13 protein-coding genes and 2 tRNA genes are annotated in these 19,471 nt (G+C 59.4%); 2 read left to right on the top strand and 13 right to left on the bottom strand.

The window, feature by feature from the left end; genetic code table 11:
- Positions 1–110: 110 nt before the first annotated feature.
- From GYM67_RS01995 to GYM67_RS01950, 10 genes are all read right to left on the bottom strand, one after another.
- Complete coding sequence (locus GYM67_RS01995; RefSeq protein ID WP_220236886.1) at positions 111–2,108, bottom strand: LPXTG cell wall anchor domain-containing protein; 1,998 nt, start codon at positions 2,106–2,108, stop codon at positions 111–113.
- A gap of 243 nt (positions 2,109–2,351) precedes the next feature.
- Entirely contained in the window at positions 2,352–3,866 is a 1,515-nt protein-coding gene (gene araA, locus GYM67_RS01990; protein WP_220236885.1) for an L-arabinose isomerase, read from the bottom strand.
- A 48-nt stretch (positions 3,867–3,914) separates the two neighbouring features.
- Positions 3,915–4,607 carry an L-ribulose-5-phosphate 4-epimerase gene (locus GYM67_RS01985; protein ID WP_220236884.1) on the bottom strand — a complete coding sequence of 231 codons (693 nt, stop codon included), beginning with the start codon at positions 4,605–4,607 and terminating at the stop codon, positions 3,915–3,917.
- Between the two features lie 67 nt (positions 4,608–4,674).
- Positions 4,675–6,288 carry a xylulokinase gene (locus GYM67_RS01980; protein ID WP_220236883.1) on the bottom strand — a complete coding sequence of 538 codons (1,614 nt, stop codon included), beginning with the start codon at positions 6,286–6,288 and terminating at the stop codon, positions 4,675–4,677.
- A 103-nt stretch (positions 6,289–6,391) separates the two neighbouring features.
- On the bottom strand, positions 6,392–7,513 hold the full coding sequence (locus GYM67_RS01975) for a LacI family DNA-binding transcriptional regulator (protein ID WP_258561549.1): 1,122 nt from the start codon (positions 7,511–7,513) through the stop codon (positions 6,392–6,394).
- Positions 7,514–7,551: 38 nt separating this feature from the next.
- Positions 7,552–8,259 (bottom strand): ribonuclease HII, encoded by a 708-nt coding sequence (locus GYM67_RS01970; RefSeq protein ID WP_220236882.1) that lies wholly within the window; start codon positions 8,257–8,259, stop codon positions 7,552–7,554.
- Between the two features lie 7 nt (positions 8,260–8,266).
- Positions 8,267–9,031: a signal peptidase I gene (gene lepB / locus GYM67_RS01965; RefSeq protein WP_220236881.1), complete on the bottom strand. Its 765-nt coding sequence runs from the start codon at positions 9,029–9,031 to the stop codon at positions 8,267–8,269.
- Positions 9,032–9,174: 143 nt separating this feature from the next.
- Entirely contained in the window at positions 9,175–9,546 is a 372-nt protein-coding gene (rplS, locus tag GYM67_RS01960) for a 50S ribosomal protein L19 (RefSeq protein ID WP_220236880.1), read from the bottom strand.
- Between the two features lie 222 nt (positions 9,547–9,768).
- Positions 9,769–11,466, bottom strand: a complete 1,698-nt coding sequence (gene pgi, locus GYM67_RS01955; RefSeq protein ID WP_220236879.1) for a glucose-6-phosphate isomerase — start codon at positions 11,464–11,466, stop codon at positions 9,769–9,771.
- Between the two features lie 129 nt (positions 11,467–11,595).
- Positions 11,596–12,720, bottom strand: a complete 1,125-nt coding sequence (locus GYM67_RS01950; RefSeq protein ID WP_220236878.1) for a mannose-1-phosphate guanylyltransferase — start codon at positions 12,718–12,720, stop codon at positions 11,596–11,598.
- Positions 12,721–12,841: 121 nt separating this feature from the next.
- Between GYM67_RS01950 and GYM67_RS01945 the strand changes: the two genes are divergently transcribed.
- A tRNA-Thr gene (locus tag GYM67_RS01945) sits at positions 12,842–12,914 on the top strand.
- A gap of 41 nt (positions 12,915–12,955) precedes the next feature.
- A tRNA-Leu gene (locus GYM67_RS01940) sits at positions 12,956–13,036 on the top strand.
- 78 nt (positions 13,037–13,114) lie between these two features.
- Here the strand turns inward: GYM67_RS01940 and GYM67_RS09220 are convergent.
- The 3 genes from GYM67_RS09220 to GYM67_RS01930 all read right to left on the bottom strand — a co-directional run bounded on the left by GYM67_RS09220 (position 13,115) and on the right by GYM67_RS01930 (position 19,252).
- Positions 13,115–13,879: a hypothetical protein gene (locus GYM67_RS09220; RefSeq protein ID WP_258561548.1), complete on the bottom strand. Its 765-nt coding sequence runs from the start codon at positions 13,877–13,879 to the stop codon at positions 13,115–13,117.
- Between the two features lie 181 nt (positions 13,880–14,060).
- Positions 14,061–15,818: a hypothetical protein gene (locus tag GYM67_RS09215; RefSeq protein ID WP_258561547.1), complete on the bottom strand. Its 1,758-nt coding sequence runs from the start codon at positions 15,816–15,818 to the stop codon at positions 14,061–14,063.
- Between the two features lie 557 nt (positions 15,819–16,375).
- Positions 16,376–19,252 (bottom strand): hypothetical protein, encoded by a 2,877-nt coding sequence (locus tag GYM67_RS01930; protein WP_258561546.1) that lies wholly within the window; start codon positions 19,250–19,252, stop codon positions 16,376–16,378.
- Positions 19,253–19,471 lie beyond the last annotated feature (219 nt).

The raw sequence follows: 19,471 nt of genomic DNA, 5'->3' as shown, positions 1-19,471 counted from the left end.
TGCGCGGACCGAAGAAGATCTCAACAGTCCATATGAAAATGGCGGACGATTCACGGAGGAACCGTCCGCCATCAGGTCACCTCACATGATTCTTGATATGACCGTGATCATCAGGCCCGGGCGGCGTTATTGCGCCGATTGCGGGCGTAGAGGGCACCACCCATGATCAGGGCGCCGACAACCAGCAGCAGCAGGATGCCGCGACCACCAGTCAAAGGCAGGGCCAGAGGCGCATCACTGTCAGTGGTCTTGTAGTGAGCCAGATACTTACTGATTGCCACATTGTTGAACTTCATCTGAGTATCGGCTGGCACGTCACCTGCAGGAGCGTCAAAGCGGCCAAAGATCAGCTTCGAGTAGTCTGGCTGCACAGTAGCGTTACTGCCATACTTCTGAACGATGGCTTCCTCAGTCAAGCCGGCATCCTCATAAGTTACAGTTCCCAAGGGTATACCAGGGTTACGCCAACCTTGTGGCGTCTTAGTTTCAACCAACATCCAGCTTGTATTTTGGACTGTCTTGTCGGCTGCTTTTGCAGCAGTAGATCCGGCTTCGAAGATAGGCAATGCCGCGAAGACTACCAGGCCCTTATCGTTGGCAGTAGCCTTATAAACCTGAACACCGTCAGGAAGGGTATCCTTCGAGCCATAGAAGTTACCATCCGAACCCAAGTATTTATCTGTCGAATTGGCATCCTTAACAAGACGATATTCTGTACCGGGCAAAGCTCCATACTTTGGATTCTGATTCTTGCTCTGCACAGAACCAAATGCTAACACTGCATTGGTAACGTTTGTATGTGATGGCACAGGATCCTGTGGATTGCCGCTAGAATCCTTGTTATCACTAAAGTCGGATGCTGCATCGTTGACTACACCACCAGTACCTGTAGAATCACCATCTCCTGTAACCAATGCATCATAGGTGACTTCAAGCTCCATCACTGATGCTTCGACAGTCTGCGCTTTTGAAACTCCGCTTTTGGTAAAGAAATTGAATACCCAGTAAGTCACATTAGCCGAAGGCGCATCTGCAAACATCTTCTGATCTGCAGCATTCAGACGAGCGGGATTTGCATTAGTACTTGTATCTGAATCGAAATCAGTTGCGTTTACCAGTGGTACCACCTTACCATCAGCGCTCCGAATGACAGCCTTGATGGTGGCTGGGTCGCCCTTCAGCGAGCTAGACATACGATCAGCAAGCCTCACATCAGAGCCAGTACCACCCAATTCCTGGACGTCAAGCTTCCCGTCATTCTTAGCACGGGCACTACCTTCATTGTAGATCTTCTGAGACAGCTTGTATGTAATCGTATCACCCGCAGTCGCTGTGGTTTGACTCTTGACTGCACCGTTTTTACTCTTCACGCTTTGCACAGTCTTAGCGAAAGACTGTGTATTGACATTCTTGGGATACAGGTGCAGGTGATATATAAAACCACGAGTCTGGTTTGCATCCGATCCATTAGTTGCATAAGGCAGACCGAAGAACGAGTTTGCTGCAGCCTTGTACTTCGTCTTGTCAAGCTTGTGTGGGTTGCTGTCGAGGAAAGCAGGAGAAAGGTCCTTGTTCTCAGACAGGATATAGTAATGATTGGGGCCTGCGGGGAAAGTCGCTGCTGTGCTAGTTGCTGTCCCGTCTGCATTGCCTGCGTACCATTTATCAATGACACCATGGCCGTCAGTCACACCAGCAAATAGCGTGCTACCACTCTTAACAGTGTAGGTTTCAGCGTTATTTGCATCGATATCAGCTAAACTCTTGCCTTCTGTTGGCTCGACTTCTTTAACATTAAACAGAATGCCTTGAGCAGGAGCCAGATCTTTATTTTTGTCCAGCTGTACGACATCATTGGCTGAACCGGTAGGCGCATAGCCGTCATTCAGCGACAGATACTTGGTGACAGTTAACTGAGGCACCTTGTTGGTATCCAGATCGCCTGCTACGAAGTTATCTTCAGGTGCAAATCCATAGGCATCAGCATCAGCGGCCGAAGCCTGGGTGACAGGCATGACGACCATGCCCGCCAGGAGCGTCGCTCCGGCAACCGCTAAGCCTAAAAGCTTAGGGAGCCTTGTCCCTTCATTATCTCGTTGCATGTGCATGCACGCATTCCCTTCTTTGTTAATAGGCACAGGATGGCCAGGCACATCTTCACCTCCCCAACCGTTTACTGCCCCGACTCAGGGGGGTGGGCAATATGTCAACTTTGGGACATGCCACTGTTCCCATTGCCTAATCATCACTGTACCGACAAAATATGGACAACGCAAACCGACAAGCCGAACATGCGAAGGCCCCGCCATGCTCTGTGGTCGGGGCCTTGCAGTCTTTCCAGGAACGGGGGCTCAGTGCCGGTTGTCCAGCCGATGGTAGAGCTCGGCTGCTCGCAGGTCGGCCTCGAAACGTCTGGGTTCGCTGTTTTCGTCAATGACGGCCAGCTCCACTCCGGCCATCCGCGCGAAGTCCTCCCAGGCCTCACGGCCCACGGTGGTGGTCATGCAGGTATGATGCGCCGCGCCAGCGCGCAGCCAGCACTCAGCCGAGACCTTGAGCGAGGGCCGGGGCTTCCAGAGTGCACGGGCCACAGGCAGCTTGGCCAGGGATCCGCCGGGCTCAACCACATCCACCACGTTCATGACCAGGCGGAAGCGTTCACGTACATCCGCCAGGGAAATGACCACGGCATCCGTGCAGGGTGTGGCCGTGAAGACCAGACGCACAGGGTCCTCTCTGTCGCCAATGGACAGCGGGTGGATCTCCAGGCGGGGCCGCCCCTCGGTCAGCAGCGTGGGCGAGACCTCCAGCATGTGGGCGCCCATGATCTCCTCGTGACCTGGCACAAAGTTATAGGAGTAATCCTCCATGAGCGAGCAGCCGCCCTTGAGCCCATAGCCCATGACGTTGCCGATACGGATTAGAACCGAGGTCTTCCAATCGCCCTCTGCCGAGAATCCATACCCGTCAGCCATCAGCCGCTGGGCCCCCACGCCGGGCAGCTGATGCAGGCCACCCAGATCCTGGAAGTTGTCCACGGCGGCCGAGGCGCCCACCTCCTCCATCATGGCGCGCATGCCGAGCTCCTCGCGGGCGGCCACAGCCAGCGAGTCGTACCGGGAGTCCAGAAGCTCGGGAGCCACCTCATAGCTGCTCTTGTAGTCCTCGATCAAATCCTTGACCTGGTCGTCAGCGACGGCGCTCACATGGTCTACCAGCTCATTGACCGGCCAGGTGTTGACGGAGACTCCGAAGACCCGCTCGGCTTCGGTCTTGTCGCCCTCGGTGACGGCGACATCGCGCATGTTGTCGCCCCAGCGGCAGACCTTCATGTTGTTGGCGGCGTCCCAGCCGGCGCAGGCGCGCGCCCAGACGCCGATCTTGTCGGCGACCTCGGGATCGGTGTAATGGCCGACCACGATCTTGCGCGGGATCCCCAGCCTGGTCAGGATGTAGCCAAACTCCCGGTCTCCATGAGCCGATTGGTTCAGGTTCATGAAGTCCATGTCAATGGTGTCCCAGGGGATCTCCATATGGTGCTGGGTGTTCAGCTGCAGGAGCGGCTTGCGCAGCCTCTCCAGGCCACGGATCCACATCTTGGCCGGGCTGAAGGTGTGCATCCAGGCCACCACGCCGATGCAGGCAGGGTCCGAAGAGGCCTCGACCATAAAGTTCAGGATGGAATCAGAATCCTTCAGTGTGGGCTTCAGGACCAGCTTGACCGGGATGCGACCGGATTCGTTGAGGGACTTGGCAATGTCCGCAGCCTGAACGCCCACCTGGCGCAGGGTCTCTTCGCCATAGAGGTCCTGGGAACCGACGGCGAACCAAAGCTCTTTGCCTTCGAATGGATTTTTCATGCTCATGCTTGCTCCTTTGCTTATGCGTTTGTGCGATGTGATTGCCCGACCGGTTCAGCGCTGGCCATAGACGTGTTGGTAGCGGTCGTTGAGCCGGGCTATGTCGGCCGGATCGATAGGCTTGGGCGTGCCGATCTGCTCAGCCGCCCAGACCGTGTGGGCCACCTCCTCGGTCATGGCGGCCGCCTTGACCGCGGCCTCAGCATCGGCTCCCACAGTGAATGGCCCATGGTTGCGCATGAGCACGGCAGGGCAGCCGGGGTGGCCCTTGAGGGTGTCGACCACACCCTTGCCGATGGCTTCCGAACCGATCAGCTCGAAGGGGCCCACGGGAACGGGACCGCCGAACTCGTCGCCCATCATGGTCAGCACGCAGGGGATGTCCCTGCCGGTGGCCGCCCAGGCGGTGGCATAGGTGGAATGGGTGTGGACCACGCCGTAGACCTCGGGCATGTGCCGGTAGATATAGGCGTGGGACAGCGTATCCGAGGAGGGGGCCTCGGCGCCGTCAACCACATTGCCATCCAGATCGGTAACCACCATGGATCCCGGGGTCAGATGCTCATAGCGCACCCCCGAGGGCTTGATGACCATCAGATCGGCAGAACGCAAACGCTGCGAGACGTTGCCCGCCGTCCAGACCACCAGATTCCACCTGGTCAGCTGCGCATGGAGGGTGGCCACTTGCTCGCGCACCAGCTTCACCTCGTCGCGCACCTGGGGTGAATAATCAGCCAAGGACACCATTCTGCAACTCCTTTTCCCGGCCCGATCCCGCTGATCCGGCCGCTTGACGTTTATTTCGTTCCCTGCCTCATCCCTGCAAGGGAATGGTCTTTACGGCCGCCTGTTCGATGGGCAGGCCCTTGGCGAAGCGGCCGAAGAAGGCTCTGAAGCCTTTCACGTCGGCCGGGTTCGGCTGCTCTGTAGTGGACTGAACGCCCGCAAAGACATTGGCGTCCAGGTAATCGGCCAGCGTCTGGTCGGCATGGCCCAGGTAGTCGGCCAGGACGGCCATGCCCCATGCGCCCCCCTCGACCGCTGTAGACATAACCTTGATGGGGGCGTTGAAGGCAGCCGCCAGGATCCGCTGAGCCACCACAGGGGTGGCGAAGATGCCGCCGTGACCGACCATGGTATCCACCTGGACATGTTCCTGGCGGGTCATCACATCCATGCCGATGGTGACCGGCGAGAAAGCCGAATAGAGCTGGGCCCGCATGAAGTTGGCCAGGGTCATCCGCCCCTCGGGGCCGCGTGCAAAGACCGGGCGGCCCTCCTCCAGGCCAGCCAGGAACTCCCCGGAATAGAAGCAGTAGTTGATCAGCCCGCCGGCATCCTTGTCACCCCGGAGCGCCTGGTTGAACAATGCGGCGTAGAGCGCATCCCCCTTCAGGTCCAGGCCTACCACCTTGGCGAAGTCTCCGAACAAGCCCACCCAGGCGTTCAGATCCGAGGTGAAATTGTTGGCGTGGCTCATGCCGGCCGGATCTCCAGCCGGGGTGGTAACCGGATCCACCTCGGGATGGAAATCGCGCAGGGGATGCTCCAGGACCACCATGGCAAAGATGGACGTGCCTGCAGACACGTTCCCGGTGCGGGGGCGGACCGCGTTGGTCGCCACCATGCCGGTTCCAGCATCGCCCTCGGGCGGCGCCATGGGCACGCCGGGCTGCAACCGGCCGCTGGGATCCAGCAGGGCGGCGCCCTCGGAGGTCAGTGCGCCCGCCCGGCTGCCGGCGGTCAGCGGCTCAGGCAGCAGGTCGTGGATGTCCCAGGGCTGCGCCTGAACCCGGGGCAGCTTGGAGAAGATGTCCAGCAGGCTCTGATCGAACTCCTTGCGGGAGGAATCGATGGGGAACATGCCCGAAGCGTCGCCGATGCCGATGACCTTGCGGCCGGAGAGCCTCCAGTGCATATAGCCGGCCAGCGTGGTGATGTAGGCCACCCTGGGCACATGCTCCTCGCCGTTCAGGATGGCCTGGTAGAGGTGGGCGATGGACCAGCGTTCGGGAATGTTGATCCTGAAGGCCTTTGACAGGGCCTCGTGGGCCTGGCGGGTGTTGGTGTTGCGCCAGGTGCGGAAGGGCACCAGCAACCGGCCGTCCTTGTCGAAGGCCAGATAGCCGTGCATCATGGCCGATATCCCCATGGCGCCGATCCTGGTCAGCGTCACTCCGTACCGGCGGAGGACATCCTCGGCCATGGCCGAGTAGGCCGCCTGCAGACCCTGGTGGACCTGTTCCATGGAGTAGGTCCACAGGCCATCCTCCAGCCGGTTCTCCCACTCGACGTCCCCGGTGGCCAGCGTCCGGTAGTCATGGTCGATCAACACAGCCTTGATGCGGGTGGAACCGAATTCGATGCCCAGACTGGTCTTGCCCTCCTCCAGTTCGCTCACGATGACACCTTGCTCGCCTACCGCCATGTCTGCTCCTTTGCCTGATATGTTAACGCTCACATAATCTGGTCCCGATTGTATCCGAGACCGAAGCGACAGGCAAGCCCGGGGGAAATGCGGGCCGAAGGGGTCAGAACCGCTTGACGGCGTAGCCTAGCGACCGACGCGGAACCACATCCGCCTGGATAAGCCCCACCCCATGACGGGCGACGGGAAAGTCCACCGGCTGGCCCTGGTGGAGCAGAGCCAGAACCTGCCGCATGGTGGCCACCCCCAGATCCTCGAAGCGGGGACGAACCGTGGCTAGCGGCGGAAACATATTATCCACAGTGGGAACGTCGTCGAAACCCACCAGACTTATGTCCCCTGGAATGCGGATGCCGTGCTCCTGCAGGGACCGGGCCACGCCCACAGCCTGGTTGTCGTTGGCAGTGACCACAGCCGAGGGCAGGGAGGCGCCGCTCATGCCCCGCTGATCGATCAGATGGTTCATCAGCATGTAGGACTCCCCCGCCTCCCAACTGCGGGCATGGACCACGGCCGTCCGAATGCGGCAGCGGGCGCATGCCACCTTCCAGGAGGCCAGTCGCGTGGCCGCATCTCGCCACTGCGAAGGACCGGCCATGTACAGCACCCGCCGATGGCCCCGGGAGACCAGCAGCCTGGCCAGACGCTGGACGGCACCCCACTGGTCGATTCCAGTCAGGGCTATCCGTCCGTCGCCCCGCCTGCGACCCAGGGCCTCCTCGACGCTGGTGATGCCATGCGTAGAAGTGACGATGACCCGGGGCTGACCTACCTCTGTTTGGCAGGCAGCCTGGAACATGGTGTCGGTGGGCGTCAGAAAAATGAAGGCATCCACATTCTGCTCAAGGAAGGTGCCGCAGAGCTCCTGGAAACCCCTAAGAGTGCAGGCCGACTCGTCCACCATCATGACCGACATGAACAAACCATGGGAACGAGCCACGGTCTCGATGGCCGTAATCGACGAGACAGGCCCAAAGAGACTGACGCCGCCAGCCACCAGACCTATGGTCCTGCTGCGGCTGGATGCCAGTGCCCGCGCGGAGTTGCTGGGTCGGTAGCCCAGCTTCCTGATGGCCTGCTGGACTTTGATCCGGGTAGCGGGTGAGACATCCTTGGAATTGTTGATGACTCTGGACACGGTCTGGTGGGAGACTCCGGCCAGCCGGGCGACCTCGAACATGGAGGGGCGCTTGGACCGTGAACTGCCGCCGCTGCCTGCGGGCATATGACCTTCTTCCGATAGCCGTGTCGACCGTTCCGATATTAGCTCCTGCCGGGACTGGACGAGGGCAGATGCCAGCTGACCCGGTGCAGACGACTGGGCCCCAGACGGCGAATGGCCTCCAGGTGCCCAGGCGACCCATACCCCTTGTTGCGCTCCCACTGGTATGGGGCCAGGGCTGGATCGGAGGCGGCCAGCCGAACCATAAGCCGGTCACGGGTGACCTTGGCGATGACCGCTGCGCAGGCCACACTGGCGCAGTGGGCATCGCCCTCGACCTGTGTGGAAACCTTGGGCAGAACCGGAAGGTCGGGTGCGTCAAAACTATCGGCGGCCAAGGTGATGTAGTCGTGGGGACCGTCAAGGATGGCGGCCAGCCGGCGGCCAGGCCCCAGGTCCATCCCATGCTCCAATTCGGCCAGTGCTCGCAGGGCGGCGACGCCCAGGGCGTGAACGATGCCCCAGTGGTCGATCTCATGGTTGGAGCAGGCCCCCACCGCCCAGCCGGCAGCCCAGTCCTCAAGATCACGGTATATGGCCAGCCGACGCGCAGGGGTCAGCATCTTGGAGTCCGCCACCCCGTCAGGGACCGTCAGACAGGGCAGGTCAGCGGACCGGACCGCCACCACGCCGACCATGGCCGGACCCGCCAAGGCTCCGCGGCCGACCTCATCAAGGCCCAGCACATACTCAGCTCCCTGTTCAGCTAGAGCAGCCTCGGTGGCCAGGGTCGGCAGGATCCGCCTCACAGCCGGTTCAGTCCTGCGTCGGTTCGGGCACGGCGTCGAAGACCTTGTGCTGGTTGTTGAGCAGCTTCCAGCTGCCCACAGGGTAATAAGTCAGCAAACCAGTGCCCTTGATGTTCTCCATGGGGACCAGCCCATTGTGGCCGTCATCCTTGTGCAGGCGGGAATCGGCGGAGTTGGAGCGATTGTCGCCCATGACGAAGACGTACCCAGGGTCCACCTTGACCTTGAAGGCAAAGGAGCTGGGCTCCACTCCTGGGCGTAGGTAGGAACTCTCATCCAAGGCGACGCCGTTGACGGTGACTGGGGCGCCATGACCCTTGCAGGCCACTGTGTCGCCGGGCATGCCGATCAGGCGTTTGACCAGGTGACTGCCGCGGAAGCTCGGCGTGGACTCTTCGCCTAGCCAGTTAGCGGGGTCGGTGAAGACCACCACATCCCCTCGACGGGGGGCCACCATGGATCTGGTCAGCCTGTGAGTGGTCAGAATTCTGTCTCCGATGCCGAGGGTGTTCTCCATGGAACCGGAGGGGATGACGTAGATGCTGAGCAAAAATATGCGCAGGAAGGCGACGACGGCCAACAGGGCAACTAGCTCGAACAGAAACTCGGGTAGAAAACCGCGTTCGCCCAGCCGTGGGTGACTGCCCTTGGTGGAGCCACGTCCACCGGGACGGTCTAAGGCATGGCGGGGCGGCACTGGGGCTGAGGTGGCCCGTATGCCGTCCGGGTACGGGATTCCCGACGGGGTCGCTTCCTCATCCCGAAAAACCATATCCACTCCTTGTCATCAGCAGGAACCCGCACGCAAAAGATTCCGCATGCCTCATAGCGTACACACCCAAGCATGGAAAAACCCGGGAGAACTGCATCCCGGGTGTTAGCGGCCAGGCCTGGGCTGGATCGCCCGGACCGAACCTACTTGTTGGACTCAGCCTTGTTGTCACGCCGTTCGACAATGCGGGCGGCCTTGCCGTGCAGCCCACGCAGATAGTAGAGCTTGGCGCGACGGACGCGGCCGTGGCGCAGCACCTTGATGGAGTCAATCTGCGGAGAGTGCAGAGGGAAGCGACGCTCGACGCCCACGCCGAAGCTGACCTTGCGCACCAGGATGGTCTCGCGCACGCCGGCGCCCTGGCGGGCGATCACTACGCCCGTGAAGGCCTGGATACGGGAGTTGTTGCCCTCAGTGATGTTGACGTTGACCTCGACGGTATCGCCAGGACGGAAGTCGGGGATCTGCTCCGCAGGCTTCATGTGGCTGGCGTCAAATTCCTGAATCGCGTTCATGCTGTTCCTCCATGGCCGCCGCACATCGACCCATGACATGGACCGCAACCACCAAAGGAGGCGATCCTGGACGGAACCCGACGGTCTGCCGTCGGGGGTGCCGATCCGCCGGAGCATCCGGCTGGACCTGAAAGGAAGGGAGCCCATGCGGCAGCCGCCCTTCCGGCGAATAACTCTCCGATAATATACCACGAGCCGGACCTGCAAGGGCCCGGCTGAACATCAGCGGCGATGGGCCCTGTAGAAGGCGATCAGGGACTTTGTGGACTGATCCTGTTCGGCCAGCGCCTGGTCGTCCCGGGAGATGGCCGGCGTAATTTCACGGGCCAGCTTCTTGCCCAGCTCAACGCCCCACTGGTCGAAGGAGTCAATGCCCCAGACTGTGCCCTCGGTCAGGGTGATGTGCTCGTAGAGGGCGATCAGCTCGCCCAGGGCGGCCGGAGTAAGCGCATCACCGAAAATGGATGTGGTGGGGCGGTTGCCGGTGAAGACCCGGGCCGGGACGATGGCCTCCGGAGTACCTTCGGCGCGGACCTCGTCGGCGGTTTTGCCGAAGGCCAGAGCCTTGGTCTGGGCCAGGAAGTTGGCCAGGAAGAGCTCATGCACGTCCTGGTCGCCGTCCTTGGCCGGATTGGGAGTATTGGCAAAGGCGATGAAGTCAGCGGGAATCAGGCGAGTGCCCTGGTGGATCAGCTGGTAGAAGGCATGCTGGCCGTTAGTGCCCGGCTCCCCCCAGAAGATTTCGCCGGTCAGGCTGGTCACTGGCGTGCCGTCCCAGCGCACAGACTTGCCGTTGGACTCCATGGTCAGCTGCTGCAGATAGGCCGGGAAGCGGTGCAGATACTGGTCGTAGGGCAGCACGGCGTGGGAGTGGGCGCCGAAGAAATTGACATACCAGACGTTGAGCAGGCCCATCAGGGCAACTACATTCCGATCCAGAGGAGTGGCGCGGAAGTAGCGATCCACGGTGTTAAAGCCCTTGAGGAACTCCTCGAAGCGGTCCGGTCCGATAGTGATGGCCAAGGAGGTGCCCACGGCGGAATCCACCGAGTACCGTCCGCCGACCCAGTTCCAGAAACCGAAGACGTTGTCCGGATCGATGCCAAAGTCGCGGACCTTGTCCAGGGCGGTTGAGACGGCGATGAAGTGCCGGCGGATGGCCTCGGCTGAGAGGTCCTCACCGTTCTTGGACAGCAGGCCACGCCCCCCTAGGCTCTTCAGGAGCCAGGCACGGGCCTGGCGGGCGTTGGTCAGTGTTTCCAGGGTCGTGAAGGTCTTGGAGACGATGATGAAGAGCGTGGTCTCCGGATCCAGGTCGCGCGTCTTCTCGGCCAGATCGTTGGGATCGATGTTGGAGATATAGCGGGCGCTGATGCCCGCATCCGCATAGGGCTTCAGGGCCTCGTAAGCCATGACCGGGCCAAGGTCGGAGCCGCCGATGCCAATGTTGACCACGGTGGTGATCCGTTTGCCGGTCAGACCGGTCCAGCTGCCCGAGCGGACCTGGTCGGCAAAGGCATAGATGCGCTTAAGAGTGTCGCGGACATCGCCCACCACATCCTGGCCGTCCACAACCAGCCGGCCGCGATCCTCCTCGGGGCGGCGCAGGGCTGTATGCAGAACGGCCCTGTCCTCGGTGTTGTTGATGTGCTCGCCATTGAACATGGCTTCGATCCGCTCCTCAAGGCCGACCTCGCGGCCCAGCTGGGCCAGCAGGGACAGGGTCTCGGGCCGAATCAGGTTTTTGGACAGATCAATATAGAGATCACCCAGCTCGAAGCTCAGCTTTTCGGTGCGCTGCGGGTCCTTGGCGAACCATGCGCGCAGATCGATCCCCTGGCGCTGCATGTCGTCGAAGTGCTGGCGCAAGGCCGCCCAGGCCTTGGTACTGGTAGCATCCACTGGAGGATTGATGGCCATGGTTATTTGGGTCCTTTCATGAGGTGATGCCCGTTCTACCGAGCACCCGGTTCTGTAACCCAAACTACTCACAAAAGCAGACAGAAGACAACAAAATCAGTCAATCTTCTTAACCGAGCCGAATCGCTGTCAGAGTATGTCGTCACGACCGTACTGGGCCAGCTTGGCCACCATGTCCTTGACCTCCTGGCTGCGGGCCCGGGGGGCCACCAGGAGAGCATCGGGAGTATCGACGACGATCATGTCATTCACACCGAGAAGGGCGACCGTGCGTTCCGAGCCCGGCACGACCATGTCTCCGGCTGAATCCAAATACATGACCCGGTCAGCGTCACCCAGAATCTTGATGTTGCGCCTGTTGGATGACGGAAGCAGGCCGGCCACTGAATTGAAGTCGCCGATGTCATCCCAATCGAATCCCCCCGGAACAACCGCCACACCGCCGGCCGCCGATAGGGGCTCGGCCACAGCATAGTCAAAGGCGATCTTCTCGATGCCCGGCCAGTGCTCCTCCATGGCCTCGCTGCGGGCCTGCTCACCCTGGTCCCAGACCTGGGCGATGGCCATGACCGCAGCGTATAGCTCCGGCTTGTAACGACGCAGGCAGTCCAGAAGCACCTGCGCCTGCATGACAAACATGCCTGCGTTCCAGCGATACTCTCCTGTGGACAGGTAGGCCTGTGCCGTAGAGGCATCCGGCTTCTCGACAAATTCGCTGACCAGACGGGCATCAGGGGCCCCGGGAATGCAATCGGCCAGGGAGGGACCTTGGTGGATGTAGCCGAAGGCGGTGGAAGGACGGGAGGCGGCGATGCCGATGGTGGTCACGTAGCCGGCGCGGGCCGCCGCCACCGCCTGTCCCACTGAGGCAGCGAACGCCTTGTCGTCACGGATGATATGGTCTGCGGCGAAGGAGCCCACGATGATCTCCCCGCCATGTCGCTGAGCCAGTACAGCCGTAGCCAGGGCTATGGCCGCCGTGGAGTCGCGTGGAACGGGCTCAGCGAAGAGCGCGTCCGGAGCCAGTTCCGGAAGCTGCTCACGCACCTGGGCCACATGCCGCTGCCCTGTGGAGACGACCACATGGTCCGCTCCGCAGATGCCGGCCAGCCGGTCAAAGGTGCCTTGGATCATTGTTCTGCCTGACCCCAGGAGATCATAGAGGAACTTGGGCCGGTCCTGGCGGCTCAGGGGCCAGAGCCGGGTACCCACCCCACCGGCCGGAATGACGGCATAGAAATTATCGAGGTCCATGCCCCTATTGTGTCAAGGAGCTTGTACACCCTTGGCCCGAGGACCAAGGCGTTTTTATCCCGAGCATCCAGTATGATGAAACCTGCTGTCTTCATCCGGCCAGCCCGGAGGTAAGGCAAAGGCCACTTTAGCTCAGTTGGCAGAGCGTCTCACTCGTAATGAGAAGGTCGACAGTTCGATTCTGTCAAGTGGCTCTTTTGGCAGCTGCCCTTTGCAGGGGTTAGGTATGCAGCAGGCGCGAGTGGCGTAATGGTAGCCGCGCAGGATTTAGGTTCCTGTGTCTTCGGACGTGTGGGTTCGAGTCCCATCTCGCGCACAGGTATTAAGAACAGGGCCTGCCTTCATCTCCATGGAATTGGAAAATGGGGGCGGGCCCTGGCTGATGCTACCGGAGTCAGTGGCGGTTTTCCTGCTTGTTCCTCAGGCAGGCCACGAAGCCGACCAGGCCAAGCGCCATCAGCAGCAGGATCCTGAACACGGCCAGGGGCCACCCGCCCGTCAACGGCAAAGCCGAGTTGGAAGGACGGAACTCCAGCGTCTGCGACACGACGGCTGACTGGTTTCCTCCTTGGAACCTGCCCTGGGCGTCAGCGCCCTCAGCATCATCGGAAAGCACCTGCGCCGTGAACCCGCCCTTGTTGACGCCCTCAGGCGGAACCGCCTGCCACAAGCCCTGGTCACCCACAGTGACATCCGTACTGCTATTGCCGGGCCAGGTTATACGCACCACGGTCCCCTTGGTTTCAGGAACCTTCGCATCCCCGTCCACATACTTATAGGCCCTGCCCGCCACCTGGAAGACGTCATGGCGATCAACGGTCAGCGTGGTAGGGGTCATGTCCACCTTCCGCTCGATCGAAGCCGGCTCCGAGCTGACGTTCATCGGGTTGATCATCTTAACCCGGAAGGCGTACGTCTGCGTCTCGTCGCTGCCGTTGTAGCCGGTGAACCTGTCAACAGGGATGCTCAGCGTCCAGGACCAGGCGGAAGCCGCCGTCTTGACGACCCTGAGCACAGAACCCGACGCTGGATCCGAGACAGAAGAAGCAGTGCCGGCCGCCGCATCCCTCTGGAAGGTATCGGCCGGGGCGGTCACCAGAGGGGTCCAGCCCGAAGCGGCCCCCTGCTTCATCGAAACAGCCATCTTCGAACCAGCCATCCCCAGCCCCCCGAAGACCAGGCCGTATACACAGGCGACGCCTCACCCCTGAACACGACGACCGAACCTGCAGGCAGGCTCCCGTTCACCGTATGAGGCACAGCGACCGCGAGCTTGCCCGCATCCGGAGCATTCTCGATGGAAACGAAATAAGCCGTGCCGACATTCGAGAAGAAAGAAGTCAAACCGAACCCGGAGGTGGATTCAACCACCCAGGCATGATACCGCCGGTACCCGCTGAACCTGTTGCCGGGATCCGGCGCCGGATACTGCTTATTGTCGTCCTGTACCTGCCAGGAGCCCCCTGCCTGCTGCCAGCATCGACCTTGCACTCGGCCTCGCCCAGCCTGAACCCCCACGTGTCCGCGCTTCTGGCCAAGGCGTCATCATTCCGGCCCTGCCCGCCGCCGATGGGATTGGCAGGATCCTCCCCATAAAGAACAACCATGTTGGGATGCGCCTCATCCCTGGAAGGCGTGCACTCACCACTGACCACCGGAGCAAGCCTGCTGGTATACACGCTCCCCGAAGCATCCAAAGGACTGTTCGCATCATTCTCGATCTTCGTGATCGTCGGATCCTTAGGACGAGGCACATCATACTTATAAAAAGCCGTATTAATGGTCCAGCCCGCAGAAATATTTCGTTCTATATCCGAGCTGTTCATGTTGTCATCTATCCCCACAAGACCTTTGCTCATGGGGTTGTACACTTCAGGACTGACCGTGCAAGCGCTCCCATCCCGGTTCGTGGTCACAGGCCACGTGACCATCTTGAAATAACCATCAAGACCCTGCTTCTCCTTAGCCTCCCTGAAATCAATCCCCCCATCAGCCTTCTGCGCAGGCATAGGATTGCCATCCCTATCAGTCGCAAACAACTCATTCGGATTATCAGATTGTTGAGGCAAGTTGAAAGCGGAATACTTACTGACTTGGGCTGCCTTGGCAACCGTGGTGGTAACCGTATTGGGAGACGGCTGCTGGCCCGTCACCAGAACCGGCTCAGGAGTCAGCTCATCAACAGGCACCCACTGGCCATCCTTCAAAGCCACCCACTGGTAATAATACGAATTCGTCTCAGAACATATCCCGTCGGGGTTGTAGTAGGTGCTGCCGCGCACATTCAGCCAATACACGAAGAAAGACCGGGACGGGGCTGTTCCCGGAGCAGTGCCACTGATGCTGAGACCAGCATAAGCAGGAAAACCATAATCAGTGACCATGCCCCAGTTCGACTGATTGCCTCCGTAGAGATTTGGGTTGTTATCCCAGCCTACCCAAGAATACGGGCCGCTGCACTGAAGACCAGCGCCCTTGCCCAGGCATTCTTGCATATACAGGGTGAAGTTCTTGCCATTTGCCGTTAGAGCTGAGGTCACATTGGATACCCTGTCCGGCGCATTTATCATCGTGCCAGGCTCGAAATTTTTACAATCATCGATTTTGGTGGTGGCCCATCTCCATGGAGTACCAGGACGACTGCAAGATAGCACCCCTTTCTGTTCACCAACAACCGCATAGATATGCACAGGCTCGTCGGCACCGCCAGGTTGGTAATATGACGCATCAGCAGAATTCTTAAGCGCCAGATCTCCCTCAATGGAAATGGTCAAATAGTCATATAAACCAGAATTGATTATCGTGTGCACAGTGAAGTATTCATCCCTGTTCTGCGCCCACTTATAGGCTCCAGACCAGGGCTGATCTGAGGATGACGCTGAAGCAATGGTGTTCAGATACCTTATTCTGCGATAGTATGACGGACTATCTGAGCCCTTGTACTGATAGACAAAGGCCAAATTACAATTGCCTCTAGTGTCGGCACCGCCGGTAGCATTGGCGCAGGAAGGGTCGAACTCGTTGTGCTTCACGCGCAGGATGAAGTCCATGCGCAGCTCATCCTGATAGGAATCAATCTTATTGTTGTAGCCCAACATCCGATAGAGCAGCGGCTTCCTGCTGGCCGTCCCGTCCTGCCCGTCGACGGCATTCGCCTGACCGGCCGACAAGGCGCTCAGCCCAAGCGGAACAACCATGGCCAGCACCGCCAGAAGGGTCACCAGAACAGCGATAATCGAACGACTCACACGCTTAGCGTCCCGTCCCTGCAAACGCTTCAATGCAATACCCCCCAGATCATAATGAAATCATGCTCTAGAACAAATCAACTCTGCTTTTGACTTACCCCAATTAAGGCAACTGCACATAGAGCACAACAATGCATATAATTTTTTCTTTGCTTTTCAAGGCTACAGAAATTAAAGAGCATAATCTGGAATTCAGATGGGGTGTTTTGCTACCGTTCAAGGTCTTGCCCCCCGACAAGCCCCGCACCCAGCTGGCGAGAAGGAATATGTTGTCTTCTTCCGTCCGGTCTTGGTTGGGGGCGAATACAGCCTTGGCAACGGCAGCAACACGGGAAATAAGGCCAGGGTCTGTTCCCGCTTCCTGATTCCGTGGAAGTGGGTACAGGCCCTGGCTGATGCGTCCTAGGTCAGTGGCGGTTTTCCTGCTTGTTCCTCAGGCAGGCCACGAAGCCGACCAGGCCAAGCGCCATCAGCAGCAGGATCCTGAACACGGCCAGGGGCCACCCGCCGGTCAGCGGCAGGGCCGAGTTGGAAGGACGGAACTCCAGCGTCTGCGACACGACGGCTGACTGGTTTCCTCCTTGGAACCTGCCCTGGGCGTCAGCGCCCTCAGCGTCATCGGAAAGCACCTGCGCCGTGAACCCGCCCTTGTTGACGCCCTCAGGCGGAACCGCCTGCCACAAGCCCTGGTCACCCACAGTGACATCCGTACTGCTATTGCCGGGCCAGGTTATACGCACCACGGTCCCCTTGGTTTCAGGAACCTTCGCATCCCCGTCCACATACTTATAGGCCCTGCCCGCCACCTGGAAGACGTCATGGCGATCAACGGTCAGCGTGGTAGGGGTCATGTCCACCTTCCGCTCGATCGAAGCCGGCTCCGAGCTGACGTTCATCGGGTTGATCATCTTAACCCGGAAGGCGTACGTCTGCGTCTCGTCGCTGCCGTTGTAGCCGGTGAACCTGTCAACAGGGATGCTCAGCGTCCAGGACCAGGCGGAAGCCGCCGTCTTGACGACCCTGAGCACAGAACCCGACGCTGGATCCGAGACAGAAGAAGCAGTGCCGGCCGCCGCATCCCTCTGGAAGGTATCGGCCGGGGCGGTCACCAGAGGGGTCCAGCCCGAAGCGGCCCCCTGCTTCATCGAAACAGCCATCTTCGAACCAGCCATCCCCAGCCCCCCCGAAGACCAGGCCGTATACACAGGCGACGCCTCACCCCTGAACACGACGACCGAACCTGCAGGCAGGCTCCCGTTCACCGTATGAGGCACAGCGACCGCGAGCTTGCCCGCATCCGGAGCATTCTCGATGGAAACGAAATAAGCCGTTCCTATGTTCGAGAAGAAAGAAGTCAAACCGAACCCGGAGGTGGATTCAACCACCCAGGCATGATACCGCCGGTACCCGCTGAACCTGTTGCCGGGATCCGGCGCCGGATACTGCTTATTGTCGTCCTGTACCTGCCAGGAGCCCCCCTGCCTGCTGCCAGCATCGACCTTGCACTCGGCCTCGCCCAGCCTGAACCCCCACGTGTCCGCGCTTCTGGCCAAGGCGTCATCATTCCGGCCCTGCCCGCCGCCGATGGGATTGGCAGGATCCTCCCCATAAAGAACAACCATGTTGGGATGCGCCTCATCCCTGGAAGGCGTGCACTCACCACTGACCACCGGAGCAAGCCTGCTGGTATACACGCTCCCCGAAGCATCCAAAGGACTGTTCGCATCATTCTCGATCTTCGTGATCGTCGGATCCTTAGGACGGGCCACATCATACTTATAAAAAGCCGTATTGATGGTCTGCCCTGCAGTCAGGTTCCTGTCCTTCGTCGAAGCGGACATGTTGTCATCTATCCCCACAAGACCGACACTCATGGGGTTGTACACTTCAGGACTGACCGTGCAAGCGCTCCCATCCCGGTTCGTGGTCACAGGCCACGTGACCATCTTGAAATAACCATCAAGACCCTGCTTCTCCTTAGCCTCCCTGAAATTGATGGAACCATCCGGATTCTGCGCAGGCATAGGATTGCCATCCCTATCAGTCGCAAACAACTCATTCGGATTATTGAGATACCTCGGATCCCTCGGACTCACATTGAAAGCCGAAGACGAATAGGCTAGGGGCGTCCCGCTCACCGAATCAGTGAGCGTATTGGGAGACGGCTGCTGGCCCGTCACCAGGACCGGCTCAGGAGTCAGCTCATCAACAGGCACCCACTGGCCATCCTTCAAAGCCACCCACTGGTAATAATACGAATTCGTCTCAGAACATATGCCGTCGGGGTTGTAGTAGGTGCTGCCGCGAACATTCAGCCAGTACACGAAGAATGACCGGGACGGTGCTGTTCCCGGAGCAGTGCCATTTACACGGTAACCATCATAAAAACCATTATAGGCAGGGAAACCATAATCAGTCACCATGCCCCAGTTCGACTGACCTCCACTATAAAGATCTGGCTGCCGATCCCAGCCGACCCAAGACCAGGGCCCGCTGCACTGAAGACCAGCTCCACTGCCCAGGCAGTCTTTCATGTACTTCTTGAAACCCTTGCCCTCAGCCGTTAAAGCTGCAGTGATATTGGATGTTCGATCCGGCGCCTTAATATTAATATCAGGATTAAAGTAGAAGCACTCATCAAGGGCGTTGGAGGGGGTCCAGCTCCATGTACCAGCGCCGCAACCCACAGCTCCTATCTGCTGACCTACAATTGCGTAAATGTTCAGAGGCTCGTCGACACCACCCGTTTTATGGGCTGACGAGTCACCCGTATCCCCAAGATTCAGATCGCCCTCGATGGAAATGGTCAAATAGTCATATAGACCGGAGTTTATGATCTTGTGGACGGTGAAGTACTGATCCTGATTCTTGGCCCAATTATAGGCTCCGATCCAGGCCGGATCAGTGGATGATTTTGAAGCTATGGTGTTCAGATACTTTATTCGGCGATAATGCGGCGGATTGGTAGAACCTTCAAACGGGTATACAAAAGATAGATTACAAGAGCCCATGGTGTCCATACCGCCGGTAGCATTGGCGCAGGAAGGGTCGAACTCGTTGTGCTTCACGCGCAGGATGAAGTCCATGCGCAGCTCATCCTGGTTGGAATCAATCCTTTGGTTGTAAGCCAGCATCTTGTAAAGCAGCGGCTTCCTGCTGGCCGTCCCGTCCTGCCCGTCGACGGCATTCGCCTGACCGGCCGACAAGGCGCTCAGCCCAAGCGGAACAACCATGGCCAGCACCGCCAGAAGGGTCACCAGAACAGCGATGACCGAACGACTCACACGCTGTGAACCCTTAGCGTCCCGTCCCTGCAAACGCTTCAATGCAATACCCCCCAGATCACAATGAAATCATGCTCTAGAACAAATCAACTCCACTTTTGGCTTACCCCCAATTAAGGCAACTGCACATAGAGCACAACAATGCATCATCATTTTTGCTTTACATGTTCCAAGCGTACAGAAATCGAAAGCATTATCTGGGATTCAAATAGGATATTC

Origin of the sequence: Bifidobacterium asteroides (assembly GCF_019469425.1) — a bacterium.
Classification (GTDB): domain Bacteria; phylum Actinomycetota; class Actinomycetes; order Actinomycetales; family Bifidobacteriaceae; genus Bombiscardovia; species Bombiscardovia asteroides_I.
This window is presented reverse-complemented; position numbering and strand designations above follow the sequence as displayed.

What these genes read in the sequence shown, in the direction of transcription:
- GYM67_RS01975 (WP_258561549.1), bottom strand. Translation starts at nt 7,513, where the DNA reads ATGCCCGCAGGCAGCGGCGGCAGTTCACGGTCCAAGCGCCCCTCCATG.
- GYM67_RS09220 (WP_258561548.1), bottom strand. Translation starts at nt 13,879, where the DNA reads ATGGCTGGTTCGAAGATGGCTGTTTCGATGAAGCAGGGGGCCGCTTCG.
- araA (WP_220236885.1), bottom strand. Translation starts at nt 3,866, where the DNA reads ATGAGCATGAAAAATCCATTCGAAGGCAAAGAGCTTTGGTTCGCCGTC.
- GYM67_RS01980 (WP_220236883.1), bottom strand. Translation starts at nt 6,288, where the DNA reads ATGGCGGTAGGCGAGCAAGGTGTCATCGTGAGCGAACTGGAGGAGGGC.
- GYM67_RS01985 (WP_220236884.1), bottom strand. Translation starts at nt 4,607, where the DNA reads ATGGTGTCCTTGGCTGATTATTCACCCCAGGTGCGCGACGAGGTGAAG.
- pgi (WP_220236879.1), bottom strand. Translation starts at nt 11,466, where the DNA reads ATGGCCATCAATCCTCCAGTGGATGCTACCAGTACCAAGGCCTGGGCG.
- GYM67_RS01950 (WP_220236878.1), bottom strand. Translation starts at nt 12,720, where the DNA reads ATGGACCTCGATAATTTCTATGCCGTCATTCCGGCCGGTGGGGTGGGT.
- GYM67_RS01995 (WP_220236886.1), bottom strand. Translation starts at nt 2,108, where the DNA reads ATGCACATGCAACGAGATAATGAAGGGACAAGGCTCCCTAAGCTTTTA.
- GYM67_RS09215 (WP_258561547.1), bottom strand. Translation starts at nt 15,818, where the DNA reads ATGTTGGGCTACAACAATAAGATTGATTCCTATCAGGATGAGCTGCGC.
- lepB (WP_220236881.1), bottom strand. Translation starts at nt 9,031, where the DNA reads ATGGTTTTTCGGGATGAGGAAGCGACCCCGTCGGGAATCCCGTACCCG.
- rplS (WP_220236880.1), bottom strand. Translation starts at nt 9,546, where the DNA reads ATGAACGCGATTCAGGAATTTGACGCCAGCCACATGAAGCCTGCGGAG.